At 55.4% G+C, this 16161-nt stretch carries 16 protein-coding genes; 8 read left to right on the top strand and 8 right to left on the bottom strand.

The genetic code is table 11. The annotated features are described in order from the left end of the window. The first annotated feature begins 122 nt into the window (after nt 1–122). From HG15A2_RS10860 to HG15A2_RS10845, 4 genes are all read left to right on the top strand, one after another. Nucleotides 123–743, top strand: coding sequence for a phosphoesterase (locus HG15A2_RS10860; RefSeq protein ID WP_145060276.1), 621 nt, complete (start codon nt 123–125; stop codon nt 741–743). Nucleotides 744–823: 80 nt separating this feature from the next. Further along, entirely contained in the window at nt 824–2038 is a 1215-nt protein-coding gene (locus HG15A2_RS10855; RefSeq protein WP_145060275.1) for a cysteine desulfurase family protein, read from the top strand. A 139-nt stretch (nt 2039–2177) separates the two neighbouring features. Next, nucleotides 2178–2516: a HesB/IscA family protein gene (locus HG15A2_RS10850; protein ID WP_145060274.1), complete on the top strand. Its 339-nt coding sequence runs from the start codon at nt 2178–2180 to the stop codon at nt 2514–2516. Nucleotides 2517–2798: 282 nt separating this feature from the next. Continuing rightward, nucleotides 2799–2978 carry a Flp family type IVb pilin gene (locus HG15A2_RS10845; RefSeq protein WP_145060273.1) on the top strand — a complete coding sequence of 60 codons (180 nt, stop codon included), beginning with the start codon at nt 2799–2801 and terminating at the stop codon, nt 2976–2978. A gap of 48 nt (nt 2979–3026) precedes the next feature. On the opposite strand, the gene queA is transcribed toward HG15A2_RS10845, so the two are convergent. Next, nucleotides 3027–4088: a tRNA preQ1(34) S-adenosylmethionine ribosyltransferase-isomerase QueA gene (queA, locus tag HG15A2_RS10840; protein WP_145060272.1), complete on the bottom strand. Its 1062-nt coding sequence runs from the start codon at nt 4086–4088 to the stop codon at nt 3027–3029. A gap of 228 nt (nt 4089–4316) precedes the next feature. Here queA and HG15A2_RS10835 point away from each other — a divergent pair, with 228 nt between their 5' ends. The 3 genes from HG15A2_RS10835 (at nt 4317) to HG15A2_RS10825 (ending at nt 6345) form a co-directional block, all read left to right on the top strand. After that, complete coding sequence (locus HG15A2_RS10835; RefSeq protein ID WP_145060271.1) at nt 4317–4865, top strand: division/cell wall cluster transcriptional repressor MraZ; 549 nt, start codon at nt 4317–4319, stop codon at nt 4863–4865. A 272-nt stretch (nt 4866–5137) separates the two neighbouring features. Further along, a complete protein-coding gene (rsmH, locus tag HG15A2_RS10830) occupies nt 5138–6019 on the top strand; it encodes a 16S rRNA (cytosine(1402)-N(4))-methyltransferase RsmH (RefSeq protein ID WP_218932492.1) in 882 nt (293 codons plus the stop codon). A gap of 11 nt (nt 6020–6030) precedes the next feature. Continuing rightward, a complete protein-coding gene (locus tag HG15A2_RS10825; protein ID WP_145060269.1) occupies nt 6031–6345 on the top strand; it encodes a hypothetical protein in 315 nt (104 codons plus the stop codon). Nucleotides 6346–6400: 55 nt separating this feature from the next. Here the strand turns inward: HG15A2_RS10825 and HG15A2_RS10820 are convergent, their stop codons facing one another. The 5 genes from HG15A2_RS10820 to HG15A2_RS10800 form a co-directional block, all read right to left on the bottom strand. Further along, a complete protein-coding gene (locus tag HG15A2_RS10820; protein WP_218932491.1) occupies nt 6401–7498 on the bottom strand; it encodes a tetratricopeptide repeat protein in 1098 nt (365 codons plus the stop codon). Nucleotides 7499–7630: 132 nt separating this feature from the next. Next, nucleotides 7631–8068 (bottom strand): hypothetical protein, encoded by a 438-nt coding sequence (locus HG15A2_RS10815; protein WP_218932490.1) that lies wholly within the window; start codon nt 8066–8068, stop codon nt 7631–7633. Between the two features lie 455 nt (nt 8069–8523). After that, nucleotides 8524–9501, bottom strand: a complete 978-nt coding sequence (locus HG15A2_RS10810) for a type II secretion system F family protein (RefSeq protein ID WP_145060266.1) — start codon at nt 9499–9501, stop codon at nt 8524–8526. A 1-nt stretch (nt 9502) separates the two neighbouring features. Then, nucleotides 9503–10474, bottom strand: a complete 972-nt coding sequence (locus HG15A2_RS10805) for a type II secretion system F family protein (RefSeq protein ID WP_246117937.1) — start codon at nt 10472–10474, stop codon at nt 9503–9505. Between the two features lie 202 nt (nt 10475–10676). Then, a complete protein-coding gene (locus HG15A2_RS10800; protein WP_145060265.1) occupies nt 10677–11999 on the bottom strand; it encodes a CpaF family protein in 1323 nt (440 codons plus the stop codon). 522 nt (nt 12000–12521) lie between these two features. On the opposite strand from HG15A2_RS10800, the gene HG15A2_RS23940 reads away from it, so the two are divergent. Beyond that, nucleotides 12522–12677 carry a hypothetical protein gene (locus HG15A2_RS23940; RefSeq protein ID WP_218932489.1) on the top strand — a complete coding sequence of 52 codons (156 nt, stop codon included), beginning with the start codon at nt 12522–12524 and terminating at the stop codon, nt 12675–12677. A gap of 23 nt (nt 12678–12700) precedes the next feature. On the opposite strand, the gene HG15A2_RS10795 is transcribed toward HG15A2_RS23940, so the two are convergent. Both HG15A2_RS10795 and HG15A2_RS10790 read right to left on the bottom strand, forming a co-directional pair. After that, on the bottom strand, nt 12701–13903 hold the full coding sequence (locus tag HG15A2_RS10795; protein WP_145060264.1) for an AAA family ATPase: 1203 nt from the start codon (nt 13901–13903) through the stop codon (nt 12701–12703). A 179-nt stretch (nt 13904–14082) separates the two neighbouring features. Next, a complete protein-coding gene (locus HG15A2_RS10790) occupies nt 14083–16098 on the bottom strand; it encodes a pilus assembly protein N-terminal domain-containing protein (RefSeq protein WP_145060263.1) in 2016 nt (671 codons plus the stop codon). Nucleotides 16099–16161: the final 63 nt, after the last annotated feature.

The raw sequence follows: 16161 nt of genomic DNA, 5'->3' as shown, positions 1-16161 counted from the left end.
TAGCCGCGTCCCACGAGTTACCGGTGCCGTGCGACAAATCTCCAGCGACTTGTTAAGTCGCAGCTAGAGGGATTATATTGCGGGGAATCGCTAGAGCCTCGACCCTTGAAAGGATTCACGCCATGCCAGTAGTTGCCGAAGAACAGGTTCTTGTTGTACCCACCTCAAAGTTCCACAAGCTGGGACACTTCCAGGGGTTCTCGAGCGAGGTGGATCGCTACCTGCCGGCGCTGCTCGAAGGAGACGATCTGGCGTATCGGCCACGTGGGGAGATGGAAGAAGATCCCAGCTTCAAGCAACTCATTCCTTATGTGTTGTTCCAATTCACAGATTCGACGGACGTGAAACACGTATTTCAGTACGCTCGCGGCGGTGGCGGGGGAGAGAAACGTCTCCATGCGAAGCGCAGCGTCGGCGTAGGGGGGCATATTTCCTCGGACGACGCCGGCGCGGGCACTGCCGACGACGTGTATCGCGAAGGCATGCGACGGGAGATCGAAGAAGAGATCGCCATCAACACCCCCTACCAAGAACACTGCGTAGGACTCCTTAATGACGATGAAACCGAGGTGGGTAAAGTACATTTAGGGGTCGTCCACCTTTGTGTAGTCGAGTCGCCGGGTGTTGCCCAACGCGAGGACGACATCACTGACGCAGGGTTCAAACCGGTCGAAGAACTTCTCGCTGACATCGACGGTTTCGAGAGCTGGTCACAGATCGTACTACGAGCGATGTACGGTTAGGGTTACGCTGCTAAGCCGCAAGCGACACGATTCCTCTAGTTATCGAAGCCGTCGGGCAAACTTCTTCGTATAATGCAGCTATGCCCGTAGATCTGCCTATCTACCTCGACAACCACGCCACGACTCGTGTTGATCCGAGGGTTATCGAGTCCATGCTGCCGTATTTCACGCAGCAATATGGAAATGCCAATAGCAGACATGCTTTTGGGCAGGAAGCAGCTCAGGCTGTCGATGTGGCACGCGAGGCGATAGCCGCGAGCATCGGGGCAATGCCTGAGGAAATCGTGTTCACGAGCGGTGCGACCGAGAGTAACAACCTTGCAATCCGCGGTATCGCCGAGCACCCGCGCCGGCGCGGCGACCCCCTTGTGAGTGTGCGTACGGAGCACTCCGCAGTGCTCCAGCCGCTAGAGAAGTTGCAAGGAAAGGGGTTTGAAGTCTCGCTGCTGGGCGTCGCTCAGCACGGCACCTCAGAAGCGGGCCGCATCGACTTAGCCGATTTGGAGTCATCGCTGCGAGACGATACTACGCTCGTGAGTATCATGCTGGCGAATAACGAGATCGGCGTAATCCAGCCGCTGGCCGAAATTGCCGAGCTATGTGGCAAACGGGGCATCCCGTTGCATTGCGACGCAACGCAAGCGGTCGGGAAGATCCCCGTTGATGTGAATGAACTGGGCATCGACCTGATGAGTTTCACTGCGCACAAAATGTACGGGCCCAAAGGGATCGGTGCCCTCTACGTGCGCCGCAAACGCCCTGCCCTGCGAATGAGCCCACAAATTGTTGGCGGTGGTCAACAGTCGGGCCGCCGAAGTGGCACGCTCAATGTGCCTGGGATTGTGGGCTTTGCTCGTGCATTGGAGCTGTCTATTGAACAAATGGAGGAGGAATCTACACGGCTGACTCAACTGCGTCTGCGGCTTCATGAAAATCTTGTCGAACGCCTCGGGACTGAAGGCGTCATGCTCTGCGGGCCGGAATATCGGACGAAAAACGAGCTAAAACAACGCCTGCCTGGTAACCTCAACCTCGCCTTCCCTGGAATCGATGGCGAAGCCCTGCTACTGGAAATGCCCAATCTAGCACTTAGTTCCGGAGCGGCCTGTTCATCGGCAGATGCCTCGCCTAGCCACGTACTGATGGCCCTCGGTATGAAGGAAGATGCGGCCCGCAGCACGCTGCGTTTTGGAATAGGAAGATTCAATTCAGAGGAGGAAATCGACTTTGCTGCTGAGCAGGTTGCGGCCGCTGTAGCGAGGCTCAAACAGCTACAGAGCAGCACTGGAAGCTGATTTCCGACTTTCCCTAGACGGCCCGATGGTATATCCTTAGTGGTAGCTGCAATGCAGCCCAATCGACCAAATTGATCCACTGTTGGGTCTCAACTAGGCCATAAGTTACCAACGATTCTTGACTGAAGAGGTACCCGAAATGAGCGTTCTCATCACTGAAAAAGCAGCTTCGGAAGTGAAGCGAATTATGGAAGACCAGAAGCTCGGCGAAGGTGCCTTCCTGCGTGTCGGCGTCACCGGTGGCGGCTGCAGCGGGTTCAGCTACGCCCTGGGCTTTGACAAGGGCGAAAACTACGACGCCCAAGCGGACGCTAAACACGAATTCCACGGCGTGCCTGTGGTGGTCGACAAGAAGAGCGCCCTGTACCTCGATGGCACCACAGTCGATTTCTACGAAGGCATCGACAAACGCGGCTTCACATTCGAGAACCCCAATGCCGTGAAGAGCTGCGGCTGCGGCAGCTCGTTCCAAGCCTAGTTGAGTCGAGTTAACACTAGGAAAGCTCAAACAAGTCAAAGCACGAGTCGGTCTACTTTAGGTGGAGCGGCTCGTGTTGCTTTTTGTAGTACCCGGAATAACCGGCACGACCTAATTAATGCATTCAGCTTGCTGCAACTTCAATCGCATTGTGTCTAGCAACGGAAATAGCGCCGTTCAGCTAGGCGATTCAGGCCTAAATTTTCAATAGCCCATTTGTTAATTGCCCGCCCCAGCTTCCTGACCAGCCACCAGTCTCTTACACCTGAATTGTCCATCACCATGCCGACCTTCATTCGCCGACTCTTGCTCGATGAAGATGGCCCTACGGCCGTCGAATACGCTGTCCTTCTCGCACTTATCGTGATCGCGTGCATTGGTGCAGTGAAAACACTCGCACAGAGCACGGCCGACAGCTACGACGAATCTGCTGCCCAACTAACCGGAGTTTTTGGTTCCTAGGGCTGTCGCTTAAAGCCAACTCTGACCTGCCAAATCGGCAATTGTGGCTCACACGATGAGCATTGCGTCGCCATAGCTATAGAAGCGATACTCCTCGACGATTGCCCGTTCGTACGCTTCGCGAATCAGCCCGGTTCCACCAAAGGCTTGAACTAGCAGGAGGAGTGTGGTCCTTGGGAAATGGAAGTTTGTCAACAAGGCATCTACTAAGCGATACTCGTAAGGCGGACGGATATAGAGGCTCGTTTCGCCCTGCCAGGACTCGATCGACTGACCTGCAGTGATGTCTTGAGCGATCGCGGCACTCTCTAAGACACGTGTGCTGGTGGTGCCCACGGAAATAATGCGGCCCCCTTCTGCTCGCGTAATGTTAAGCTCTTCAGCAGCTGGCTGACTCAAGTCGCCCCATTCCGAATGCATGTCATGCTCCGCGGGGTCGTCCACAGCTATCGGACGAAACGTGCCCATACCGACGTGCAGTGTCACGGCTGAGGTACGGACGCCCGTTTGGGCGAGGGCTTTCAGTAGGTCCGTTGTGAAATGGAGTCCCGCGGTCGGTGCCGCAACGGCCCCAGGATGCCTTGCAAAGACCGTCTGGTAGCGGAGCACATCGTCGTCCACCATCCTGCCACCACGAATGTACGGCGGCAACGGAACTTGCCCGACCTTAGCGAGCAACTCCTCAGTGGGCACTTTCTCATCCGGTCGGGCTAGCCACTGGCCGTTCCCGGTTCTCTCGACTAGCCAGAGCTTGGCCGTCTCGCGTCCATCGCGATCCAACAGCATGACCGGTTCAGGTTCGTTAAGTCGCCCTCGCGTCTTGCAAACAAGTCGCCAATCGCCCTCTGCGGTTTCCCCCAGAAACAGCCCCTGCCAGCGTCCTCCTGTGCCTACTCTTATACCACGCAGCTGCGCTGGAATGACCTTAGTGTCATTGAACACCAGTCGATCGCCTGTACTAAGCAATTCCGGTAGATCGCGCACGTAGAAATGCTCGATGCTTTCCCGCTGGCGATCTATGACCATGAGACGAGCGTCAACGCGTTTTTGTGCCGGCTCCTGAGCGATTAGCTCCTGAGGTAGCTCGTAATCAATCCATGCTTTTTCCATTGGAATTCGAAGTCGTCCTCTTCACTTTTTCACACTGGTGAGGGTTCTTGCCGAGCTAAATTACGCGATGGGTTCGGGCAAGATCTGGCCTCAGCAAATCTGAAGCCAAAAAAATTTTTGAAAGTTGCTAATCGCTCGAAGTCGTTATGGGCCAGAAACATAAAACTTCGACGGTCGGTATCGGCCTAAAACGTCATGTTGACCGATCGGTAGTCACGACTATGTTACATGCCTGTGGGAGGAAATGGGGAGTTTTGGAGAAAAATGGTTCTTACTGGGCTTTACCGACGATCGCTGGATGACAAACAGCGTTTAGCACTGCCTAAACCCTTACGCAGCAAGGTGTTAGAATCTGAACCGATGTATGTAACACCTGGACTTGATGGGTGCATAGCAGTGTACCCTGAACAGGCCTTTGCCGCACTGGCTGAAAGGTTGGCAATCGGATCTCCGGCAGCAAAGGAAGTTCGTGAATACAGCCGTCTTTTCTACTCACAAGCCTCGTGTGTGGAGATTGATCGACAAAGTCGAATTCGTATTCCGCAATCCCTACTAGACTGGGCAGATGTTTCCGTTGAAGCCGTCGTCGTGGGCGTTCGCGACCACCTTGAGATCTGGTCGGGAGAGCGGTGGGAGGAATTTGTAGCCAGCCGAGATCAGCAGTACGAAGACTTGGCCGTAACGGCATTTGCTCCCCAACCTGCCATTGATCCAACAAAAATAGCAGCCGATACGGCGGCAACGCTGGAAGCACCCTTAAAGCCGCAGCCGAAGTAAACCTGCCTGAAGGAGTTTGAGAAGTCTCATCGAAGCCCGCGTTCTGCTCTACCAGCGCCAGCACGGCCACAGGTTGGCGCCGCGTTGAGTAGAACCCAACGGGGCAACTCGCTTATGGATATTCAGAGAGTTGCCCTTGCTCTTGTGCGACTTTGCTCCGGCAACGTCCGCAGGCCAGCCGACCCCATCGCCAGGAAGTCATGGATTGACTTCTCTGGTTTGGGGCGTGGGCCTCTCGCGGGAGACCCACCTCAGCGACTATGCTGAAGTGGATGACCAACGAGACATGCCACATCCCTGTTCTTACTCAAGAAGTTCTCGAAGGACTTGCCCCCGAGCCTGGCAAGTTTTTCATCGACGGCACCTTCGGCGGTGGTGGACATACGCTGTTGTTAGCCAAAGCGGTGATGCCCGGCGGTCGGATCATTGCACTCGATCGCGACCCCGAGGTCTTCACGCGTAAGCCGGAAGAGCTCGCTTCGCTCCCTGTCGACTTTGCCGTTGGCAATTACTGCGACCTGCCCGATTACCTGCACCAAAAGCAGATCACCGGCGTCGACGGCATTCTCCTCGACCTCGGACTTTCAGGTGACCAGCTGGCCGACAGCCAGCGCGGCTTTAGTTTTCAAAGCGACGGACCGCTCGACCTCAGGTTCAACACCGAAGAGGGTGAGCCTGCGTGGAAGTTGCTAGCCAGACTGAAGGAGGAACCGCTCGCCAATCTCATTTATGAGTACGGCGAGGAACGTTTCAGCCGTCGAATCGCGAAGCAAATTGTCCAGCGTCGCGAAGAGAGCCCAATTCGCACCACAGGAGAGCTAGCGGACCTAGTACGTCGGTGCATCCCGGGGAAAGTGAAAAGTCGAATCGATCCGGCCACCCGTACGTTTCAGGCGTTGCGGATCGCAGTCAATCAGGAGCTCGAAGCCTTGAGAATCGCCCTCCGCGACCTGCCGGATTGCCTAAATAAGGGCGGACGGATGGTAATTATTAGCTTTCACTCCCTGGAAGATCGTATGGTTAAGTGGGCCTTTCGAGACGACGAGCGACTGCACGTTATCACGCGCCGCCCCCTCGAAGCCACTGACCAAGAACTAGCCGCCAATCCGCGGGCAAGAAGCGCCAAACTTCGCATAGCGGAACGCACAGAGTAAACTAGAGCAGAATGACTGAGCCGTTGAAACTTCCTGACGACCGCCCCATCCCACGCAGCGATGCTGCGATCGGACTGAGTGTGCTAGGCTTGCTAGCCGTGACTCTATGCGGCAGCCTAGTCTATCGCTTGGCTGGTCCTTCAACGGGACCGCAAACTTTGCCGACTCCAACCGTGGTGCTATCGCCCGAGGTGAGCGAAGAATCGCTAGCAACCTCGGGTGAACATTCTTCGGTTAATCCCGCTGGCAAAGTCGATGTAGAAACACTCTTCCAGCAGGACAGCGAAGTGGCTCCGGCAAACTTCTTAGACAGCACTCAACAGTAGTCAGAGGGCGACGCCTCGCCCGGTTCTCCACGACCGCGGCGCCCCGAAATTTGCTCTAGCGAACGGTCGTCTGTCCCATAGGTGTTGGGCTTTGCTGACCTGGTACGGCAACCGCTGGGCGTTGCTGCTGGTGCGGGTACGGTGCCGTCGGATTCGCCATCGCTGGGTAACTCTGCTGGGCAGGGCTCTGTTGAATGTAGCCAGGCTGTTGGTATGTTGGCTGAGCTTGGGCTCGCGGTGTGAAGCGGGCCACCTGTGGGACGGCGCCACGCTGAGCGACCTGCTGCGCTGGCCCGTTTGCAGGGGCCGCCGTTTGCGGGCGACCTTGAATTTCCGCGAGCAAGTGACGAGCCTGCTGCAGTTGTGGGTCCATGTTGGCTGCGATCGACAGGTGTTGGATTGCTTCAGCAGTGCGGCCACGTTCTTTCAGCAGCACTCCAACGTTGTACTGAGCAACTGCAGGTGGGTTGACGGCAGCCATGTGAGCAATCGCCGGCTCGATCATGTTCATTTCGATCAGCACCTTCGCAACATTGTTGCGATACAGGGCTTTTCCGGGTTCAAGCCGTACGCATTGGTCGAGCACCCGCAGCGAAGTTTGCAGATCGCCCCGACGTGCAAAGCACAGGCCAAGGTCGTTCAACGCAGTGGGACTATTTGGGTGAGCGCCGGCAGCTTGGTGGTAGATCCGCAGTGCCTCGTCGAGATTCCCCTCGCGGTCCTCAAGATGTGCGAGTCCCAGCAGAGCTCCTAGATGGTTTCTCTGGATCGCCAGAGCACGACCATAGAGCTGACGTCCTTGCTCAGGGCTGCCGCCACGGTCTGCCATTTCGGCCATCGAGACGAACAACTCGGGCGTAGGCTCCACAGGGTCTTTAAAGGCGGCTTGCACGAGAGGCTCGGTAGCCTCCGGTGCTTGGGACTTCGACGCGAAAGGATTGGTCGTTAGCGCGGTAGTGACCTTCTCCGTAAAGCTCACCTGCTGAACTGCCCCGGCATGATCAGGGCCTAGTGCTTTGGCAAGGGCCGTCGGCTCTTGCTTGTTAAGCCCGAAGCCGCTCGTGGGAGCTAGCTCGGCAGTTTTAGGTCCTGTAGCCGTACAACCGACCGACATACCCGCCAATGCGAGCATGGTGTATGAAATCTTACGCACTTGAGTCTCCCCCTCAGAAGAAAAGCTACAGCGTCGCCCCTCCCGGCGACGCTGTCTTTGGCGATGCTCACAACGGAGCATTGCCCAAACCTCTATCTCACTTGTTATCTAGTCTCAGTCGCGAATTGAACTCTAATTGCCGCTAAGTCCGCCGGTGTGTGCTGGTAGCACGGGCAGAGGACGATTTTCGCTGAATCCGACGAAAGTCTTGTCCACCAAGGCCGCGGGACTTCCGACTTCGCGAACCTCGGTCTCGTTAATCACAGCTGGGTTGCCGTCGGTCGTGATATTTGCAGCAAACTCTTGCACCGATTGGACGCGTTGTGCGGTTTGCTCTTCTTCGCCGGTTCGTTGCACGAACAAGTTGCGACGCTGCATTGGAGCCTGCGAAAGCACCCATTCGGCCTTCAGGCGGCCCGACTCAGTGAGTTCTTGCGAATCGTTCTTGAAGTGGTAATCCCCCATCAAATTCTGACGACGCCAACCGTTGTTGACCATGCCGCAGAACGCACTGTTAATCCCTGAGCGGGCTGCAGGGATATACTGCGACGGCCACATAGAATTAGCCATGTATGACTGTTTGTAAGTGTAACCCGCCGTGGCATCTTGGCACTGAGCACTAGCTGCAGAGGCCATCAGAGATGCGAACAAAGTAATAGCAGCAATGGCTGGCGTCTTCATAGCAACAACGTCCTAACGAGGCTTGCGGCGGATCTTCAGGAACTGCGGGAGGCCAAAGTCGGAAGCGGAAACAATTGCCGCAGCTGTGTACTTGGCCCTACCTTCGTTAGCATCGACACGACCGCGCGGGCCGCTGCGCTACTTTTTAAAGTACCGGAACATCCCGCCTAGACACCCCATTTTAAGCTAGCAGTTCGTGTAAGCGTTCCGCTAAGCCGCTAAGGGGAAGTGCTAGGCTATCTTCCATCGCCCATTGGGAGAGCGAATAACGGCCTCAGCGTAAGAACCGTGGCGAGATGAACGCTGGCAGAATCCTTGCTCAGATAGAACTGAATCCGAGAAGCTTAAGGATTCATCGACGGGAACAGCTCATTGACCATGGTGATCGCTGCAGGGCCTACAAGGACCACGAAGATCGCTGGGAAAATGAAGATCACCAGCGGGAAGATTAGTTTCACCGCCGTCTTGGCGGCTTTTTCTTCCGCCATTTGGCTACGCTTCGTTCGCATCGAGTCGCTCTGCACACGCAGTGCCTGAGCAACGCTGGAGCCAAACTTGTCTGCCTGGATGAGAATGGCTGCGAGCGACTTCAGATCCTCAACGCCAGTGCGCGAACCTAGTTCGTGAAGTACGTCGTTGCGAGCGCGTCCCATTTGCAGTTGAAAGTTGCTTAGGGAGAACTCGTCGGAGATCACTTTATAACTGTTCGCCATCTCCTCAGAGACTTTTCGCATTGCCTGATCGAGACCTAGGCCAGCTTCCACGCACACGACCAACAGGTCGAGCGCGTCGGGCAGGCCGTAGAATATATTGTCTTGCCGACTCTTGCGAACGAAGAACAGTATCATCTCTGGCAAATAGAAACAGACGCCGGAGATCATACCCGCATAAGTAAGCGTATCGATAGTGAAACCCTTGGAAAATCCAACCGCCCCCCCGCCGATCACAAAGCCGGCCATCAAGCCACATATCTTGAGCGACCAGAACACCTGCGGGGCGTTCTCGCTACGGAATCCGGCTGTGTTTAGTTTCTCACGAGCCTTGCTAACTTCTTCTTCCGTCTTGGGTTGCAAAGGCTTGGCTAGCGCGGGCGCAACGCTGTCGATGGCGCGGCTCATAGCGCCACTTTTAGACTTTGCGCCCTTGAGCGGATCGCCGCGGCGACCGTTGGGCTCGCGATATTCGTCCAGACGCTCTTCCGCTCTAGGCTTTTTAGCAGCGAAGAAATCTAGCAGGCACCAAGCGCCGGCGGCAGCTGAGCCGAAGATCGCAAAGAAGGTGACGGTTTTGGAACTTAGGATTCCCGCAAGGAGAATAGTCATGTCAAACTCGGATGTTAACAATCTTACGAATTACGAGAGCCCCAAAGAGCTGCATCAACACACCACCAATGAGCATTTTCTTGCCCAATTCGTCAGTGAATAGCACCATGAGGTATTCAGGATTCAAACGGTATACAGCCACAAAAAGCATCGGTGGCAACGCTAATAGGACGATGCCAGAGAGGCGACCTTCGCCCGTGAGAGCTTGGACTTGGCCCCAGATTTTGAAGCGTTCGCGAATTAGGTGGCCAATCTTGTCGAGGATCTCGGCCAAGTCACCACCGGTCTGGCGTTGCAGTACAACAGCAGTAACAAAGAATTTCAGGTCGAGGTTGGGGACGCGTTCGCACAGGCTATTCAAGGCTTCCTCGAATGGAATACCCAGGTTTTGCTCTTCGAACACGCGACCAAATTCGGCGGCAATCGGATCGGAACCTTCGGACGATACGAGTCGGAAACCAGCCGCGAGGCTATGGCCGGCACGCAGGGCGCGGGCAACGAGTTCCAAGGCGTCTGGCAATTGGGCAGCAAACTTCCTGAGGCGGCGTTTGCGGCGGAACGTGAGCCAAAATAACGGCAAGGCCGCGAAGCACACTCCAACGATCGGGGCGAGACCCAGATTTAAGCCAGCAAAGCCGACCAAGAGAGCAGCACCAATACCCACGGCAGCCGACACACCTAGGAACGCCGTAACGCTCATCGTCACGTCGGCTTGTTCGAATAGGCGTGGCAAGTTGAACGTGCGAGAGAACACTTCTTCAACGAAGCCTTTTCCCTGACCACGTTGCTCCGCAATGATCTTGGCAACTTCCGATAAACTACCGGGATCGCCCTTGCCACTAGCACTCGTAAGCGAATTCAGGCGGTCTTCCATTTGCGAAACACTGTGGTCACGCATCATCATTGCAACGGCAACGAAGATTAGCGTAACAAACGCAAACACAAGGGCGATGATGAGATAAGTGGGTAGCATGATTGACTCAAGGGTCAGGATTTCGCTAGCGGATCGGTGAACGAACTTTGCTTCGTTTCAATCCCATCCGTACTGATTAATTTGTAACACTGCTGGATCGCAATAAACTTCTCTCGTAGTAAAAGCACCTGCCGGGGTTCCCCCTCCAGATTCCCCGACAGGCCACTTCTATTGAATGGAAATAGGTCTCTTTGTCTGTCGTCTAGTCGCGAAGCATGACGCGTTCGCGGAAAGCACTCGATGGTAGGCGAACACCGTTGGCTTCCATCCGTGGGATAAACGACGGGCGGATTCCGGTGGAAATAAAGTCCCCAACCGATCGGCCGTTCTCATCCACACCCTCCTGGATGTATTTAAAAATATCCTGCATGACGATGGTGTCTTGTTCCATGCCCATCACTTCAGTGATCGCAGTTACCTTGCGCGGTCCGCCGGAAAGGCGGTTTACCTGCACGATCATGTCTACGGCACTGGAAATCTGAGCTCGCATGGCACGTAGAGGCATTTCAAAGCCGGCCATCATAATCATGGTTTCCAAGCGAGCAATCGCATCGCGAGGTGTATTCGCATGGCAAGTAGTGAGCGAGCCATCGTGCCCCGTGTTCATCGCTTGCAACATATCGAGCGTTTCTGGACCACGGCATTCGCCGATGATGATCCGATCAGGACGCATACGCAGCGAGTTTCGTACGAGATCCGTCGCTGAAATTTTCCCCTTGCCTTCAATATTCGGCGGGCGAGTTTCCAGACGGACGATGTGGTCTTGTTGAAGCTGCAATTCAGCAGCATCCTCGATCGTGACGATACGGTCGTCGTTCGAGATGAAGCTTGAAAGTGTGTTGAGAAGTGTCGTCTTACCAGAACCTGTACCACCAGAGATGATAACGTTCAGCTTGCTCTTCATGGCACCTTCGAGAAGCATGACCATCTCGGGCGTCAAACTCTTGTAGTTGAGTAGGTCTTCGAGCTTGAGCGGGTTCGAACCAAAGCGACGAATCGTCACGCTCGGGCCGTCGAGGGCAAGCGGCGGGATGATCGCATTCACACGCGAACCATCCGGCAGGCGGGCATCCACCATCGGACAGACTTCATCAACGCGACGTCCGACCTTCGACACAATGCGGTCGATAATTTGCATGAGGTGTTTATTGTCGCGAAACTTACAATCCGCCTTCTCTAGGCGGCCGCCATTTTCCACGAACACGTTCTTCGGGCCGTTGATCATGATTTCGCTGATCGAGGGCTCTTTCAACAGCATTTCCAGTGGGCCAAGGCCGAAAGTCTCGTCCAGGACTTCGTCGATGAGCTTGTCGCGTTCGTTGCGATTCAGGAACGTGTCTTCGCTATCGCAAAGATGCTCAACCACAAGGCGAATCTCTCGACGCAGCACGTCGCCCTCGAGATCATTCACGTGAGACATATCAAGCTTGTCCACCAGCTTCGAGTGGATTCGTTGCTTGAGCTTGTCGAATTCAGCGGCACGGTCTTCGCCCGGCTTGGGCAACTGGGTAGATACAGAGGACATGGATGGGGCTCGCTGCGGGGAAGTGGCTCTTTGCTTGCTTTACGCGTTACTTATCTTAATGGTCGCTGTAGCATCGACTCGCTAGCCGACAAGATACGCCTCGCCAGGCCTTGAATCGGCTACAGTTCTACGTCATATTTCAGACGCAAACAGCATTGCGACCGTAATCGCGGTATGTTGCGTCATGCAAACATAGCTCACATTTCGCAACGTTCACGGAGCTTCCCTAGGGAGGAGCCACCTGACCGATAAGAAGTGCCGAATGTGCGGAATGCACCGGCAAGAAGGGAGCCAACCGCTGGAGTAAAAGCCAGTGGCGCATCCTAGTAGCTCGGCCAACCTGGCTGAGCCATGGGGCGTGGGCACTCTCCCCTGCACTGACACTTCGAGCGACTAAGTGCTGGCGAACCAATCCCAATCAGGCTAGAACCAGCGGCACGGACATTCTCAGCCGAGCCGGCGTTCATATCGCTAGTTCACCCAGGTTCAGCGCCAGGAGGTACGTCATCGGTCTAGAATACCTTGCCCGTCATCTTGGCACGTAGGATCTGGCCACCGGAACGGGCGCTGTTGGCAACGGAGGGCGGCTTCGTGGTTGGCACTGATTTCTTCATCTTCCAAGCCAATAGCGGCGGTGGTCCCAATCTTGATTTCACCCGCGGCTACGCCGTGGGATAGAAAGGACAAATAGCGTCGAACTGCTACCGCTTCGGCAAGAAGTTCAACCAGCCGCGGCCGCGGCTTTCGCCGGCTTCGTCTTCTACGTGCTCTTTTCCACAGAGGGCATCGCCCAGGTCGCCGATGGCGCGGGTGATGCTAGCCTTGGGGGCGTGCTCGATGAGTGGTACGCCGTTGTTACGCACCTCGACCATGATGCGATAGTCGTTCGGTATCTGCCAGAAGATGTCACGCCCGAGGGTTTCCTGGGCCTTCTTCAAGCTAATCTGACCGCTCTCTTGTCCGACACGATTTACCACGATGCGTACTTTGTCGCGCAGATCGCCCTCGGCATCGAAAGACATCATCAATCGCACGACGTTACGCAAGCAGGGCAAGTCAAGCTGCGTGAGCATCAGGACCTCGTCCGCTTGTCGTAGGGCGAGCATGTCGAGATCGCCATAGCCCTTGGAGGTATCAATGACGATGTGCGTGAAAGTGGTTTTCAAGAGTCCGATGACTCGCGACAGGTCGTCGGGAGTGATCGAGCGCACATCTTCTAACTGAATCGGCCGCGGCAGCAAGTGAACGCCCGAAGAGTGCTTGGTAAGCGACTTCTTCAGTAGAGTAAGGTCCAAGCGGGCGACGTTCATGGCCACATCGGCCAGGGTGTACTCAGGGATGGCGTCCAAGAACACATCCGCATCGCCGAGGGCCAGATCGAGATCTAGTAGTACCACAAGATTCTCAGGTTCCGCAGCAAGAGTGCAAGCTAGGTTCACGGCAATGCTGGTCGATCCAACACCTCCGGTCGAACCAGCGATGGTGAAAATCTTGCAACCCTCGCCCTTGGTGCCAGGGGCTTGTCCCCCAATATGGTTTTTGACGCGCATTAGTGCGCTAGTGAGTTCCTCTGAACCCAATGGCTGCGTGAGAAATTCTTTTGCACCAGCACGCATCGACTTGAGAATGAGTTGACCATCGGCAGAACTGCTCGCCACAAGGACCGAGCAATCGGGCGACTTGGCGATTACTTCACCGATAAGTTCGGTGGCTCGCTCTGGATCGCTATCCATAGCGACAAGTGCGATGTCTGGCGAAGTTTGCTCGACAACATCTACGAAGAAGTCGTATCGAGAGCACTCTGCTTCTAGCCAGATAGTATCTAGCTCAAGAAGTGTGTTCTTAATAGCTTCCCGTGAAGAGTCGTTGGGATCGACAACAGCGATGCGTAGTGCGTTGGCCATGTGATGTTCGTATCAGGTCGCGAAACTGGGTAACAACCGGGTTGCACGCTAGGTCGCGCGAATCGTGCCGAGACTCATGCTTAATTTTGATTGGGCTCCCAACCTTGGCCTAGGCGGCAGGTTGGGCCAAGCCTATGAGAATAGGCCCGGTGTGCAAGCGTAGCTCACGAAGAAGCTACTTACTTCTGAACGTCGTAACCAATCGGTCCAATCAATCCGGGTGTACTCGTGCTGCGCTGCGGCTTTGGCTGGCGAGCGGTACGATAGTAAGGATTATTCCGAATACCCGACTGTACCGTACTCTCCTGACTGCTCTCCACCTGACCGCCTTGTTGTTGGGTGGCGGCCTGTTCAGGGCCAGGTTGCTGAGGCCCGGCAGCTGAAGCCTGGGGCTGAGCCCATTGTGAACGGAACCGTTGCACGGAAGGATCAGGCAACTGCTCTTGCCCCTGATCTTGATTGGCCGGCTGGTCGTTCAGCTGCAGCTCATTCGAATACTGCTGTTGCGGGTAACTCTCCTGGGCAGGTTCGGTACTGCTGGTTGGTTCCACGGGAGCCGGTTCGTAGGAGGGCTCCACGTTCATTTGTGGGGTCATTTGTGGCTGCTGCGGAGTTTCCATCGGTTGATCGCCTTCTTGGACGTATCCGTAGAAAGGTCCATCTCCCGGAGCAGGTGCTCCGGCGTAACCATCGGTCGCTTCGTAGCCTACAGGAGGTTGTTCCCCAACTGCACAGTCACCTGTTGCACAACCGCTGCTGGTACCACTAGGAGCAACACAGCCGCCTGCATTGCAACCACCGACACCGCAATCGCTTGAGCAACCGGCCCCCATTGCCCCGCACCCGTTACAGGCAGGGACTTCCAAGTAGCCCTTGCCATAGAGTTCGCAGCACGAAGGTGAAACCGTTTCCATGCCTGGACCACATTGAGGAACTTCGTGAGGATCAAGTCCATCAGCGAACTCTGGAGTGACCATAATTAGCAATTCGATCTCTTCAACGCGCTCTTCAACTCTGCGGAAGGCGGCCCCGACGTACGGCAGGTCGGCCAAGAACGGCAAGCCGCGTTGGCGAGCAATGACGCGGGTTTGGATCAAACCGGCAAGAGCAAGCGTTTGACCAGCGTTCATTTCTACGCCGGTGTCAACGAGACTGGTCTTGGTGGTGAATAGCGAGCCAGGTACCTGGCCGCTCAAATCGATTTCACTGATCTCAGGCCGTACTTCCAACCGAATGCGTCCGTTCCCTAAGACGATGGGTACAAAGTCAACCGTGGTACCGAACTCTTCAGACTCGACGGAGTTACCAGCGACGCCATTGCTCAGGGCGAAGAACACCTCACCACCTACATGGAACTTTGCAGGACGACCGCTCACAGCAACAACCGTCGGCTCTGCCAATGTCTTCGCGAGCTCGTTCTCCTGGAGTGCCTCCAAGAATCCGAAGAAGGAATCGTTCCCATTGATAACACTGAAGGCAAGAGTTTCACCCCCGGTGAGCGTGGTGGTCCCGTCGACCACAGCTGAACCTGCTTGAATGAGCCCAGCGGCACCCGAGGCAATGCCGTTGGCACCACTGAACTGAGCGAAGTCGAAGCCGAGTGAGCGTAGCTTTGTCCGCGAGACTTCCATGACCTTCACTTTCAGCAACACCTGCTGAACGCCACCAACGCTGATGTTATTGATTACTTTGGGTGCGTAATCTTCTGCCAATGTACGGATCGTGCTGACAATTTCTGGACGATCTACTTGACCTTCGAGTACCAAACTCTGTGAGAGCTTAACTACTTTGAGAGTCGATTCGGGGAACATGCGTTTGAGCGTTAGGTCGAGTTCGCGGACGTCTCCAAAGATCATGAGATCCACGGTGTAAACCTTGCCGTTCTCATCCCACAAGTTGATTTGAGTGACGCCTGGTTTGCGAGCTGCTATTTGCACCTGGTTCTCGCTGATCGGCGTAGCCGTAACGAGTTCCGGATTGGTTACCACTAAACGCGGAATACGCGTTTCAAGAGTGAGAATGCGACTCGTATTGACCGTCATTTCCAGGCGATCGTTTGCCTGAGAAATCTCACGTATGACAGAGGAGACTTCTTGTGCCTGCGTAACCACGGCAATGGAAGTGAGAAGCCCGACAACGCCTAGCGAGAGCGTACGTTGTAGAAGCCTGGCGAAAAGCGATTTAGAGTGGTACATCCGTGTACTTCCTTGTTGGGTCAAGTCCGACGACTGAGCGGGTTCAGCCAGCCGAAAACAAGC

The organism is Adhaeretor mobilis (assembly GCF_007741515.1).
Taxonomy (GTDB): Bacteria; Planctomycetota; Planctomycetia; order Pirellulales; family Lacipirellulaceae; genus Adhaeretor; species Adhaeretor mobilis.
The sequence above is the reverse complement of the archived record's forward strand: the minus strand, read 5'-3'. Positions and strand labels throughout refer to the sequence as shown.

Bases quoted from the DNA above. Each gene is read 5' to 3' on its own strand.
- HG15A2_RS10795 (WP_145060264.1), bottom strand. From the start codon at position 13,903: ATGGCCAACGCACTACGCATCGCTGTTGTCGATCCCAACGACTCTTCA.
- HG15A2_RS10835 (WP_145060271.1), top strand. From the start codon at position 4,317: ATGCCTGTGGGAGGAAATGGGGAGTTTTGGAGAAAAATGGTTCTTACT.
- queA (WP_145060272.1), bottom strand. From the start codon at position 4,088: ATGGAAAAAGCATGGATTGATTACGAGCTACCTCAGGAGCTAATCGCT.
- HG15A2_RS10805 (WP_246117937.1), bottom strand. From the start codon at position 10,474: ATGCTACCCACTTATCTCATCATCGCCCTTGTGTTTGCGTTTGTTACG.
- HG15A2_RS10860 (WP_145060276.1), top strand. From the start codon at position 123: ATGCCAGTAGTTGCCGAAGAACAGGTTCTTGTTGTACCCACCTCAAAG.
- HG15A2_RS10790 (WP_145060263.1), bottom strand. From the start codon at position 16,098: ATGTACCACTCTAAATCGCTTTTCGCCAGGCTTCTACAACGTACGCTC.
- HG15A2_RS10825 (WP_145060269.1), top strand. From the start codon at position 6,031: ATGACTGAGCCGTTGAAACTTCCTGACGACCGCCCCATCCCACGCAGC.
- HG15A2_RS10810 (WP_145060266.1), bottom strand. From the start codon at position 9,501: ATGACTATTCTCCTTGCGGGAATCCTAAGTTCCAAAACCGTCACCTTC.
- HG15A2_RS10855 (WP_145060275.1), top strand. From the start codon at position 824: ATGCCCGTAGATCTGCCTATCTACCTCGACAACCACGCCACGACTCGT.
- HG15A2_RS10800 (WP_145060265.1), bottom strand. From the start codon at position 11,999: ATGTCCTCTGTATCTACCCAGTTGCCCAAGCCGGGCGAAGACCGTGCC.
- HG15A2_RS10845 (WP_145060273.1), top strand. From the start codon at position 2,799: ATGCCGACCTTCATTCGCCGACTCTTGCTCGATGAAGATGGCCCTACG.
- HG15A2_RS10850 (WP_145060274.1), top strand. From the start codon at position 2,178: ATGAGCGTTCTCATCACTGAAAAAGCAGCTTCGGAAGTGAAGCGAATT.
- HG15A2_RS10815 (WP_218932490.1), bottom strand. From the start codon at position 8,068: ATGGCTAATTCTATGTGGCCGTCGCAGTATATCCCTGCAGCCCGCTCA.
- rsmH (WP_218932492.1), top strand. From the start codon at position 5,138: ATGACCAACGAGACATGCCACATCCCTGTTCTTACTCAAGAAGTTCTC.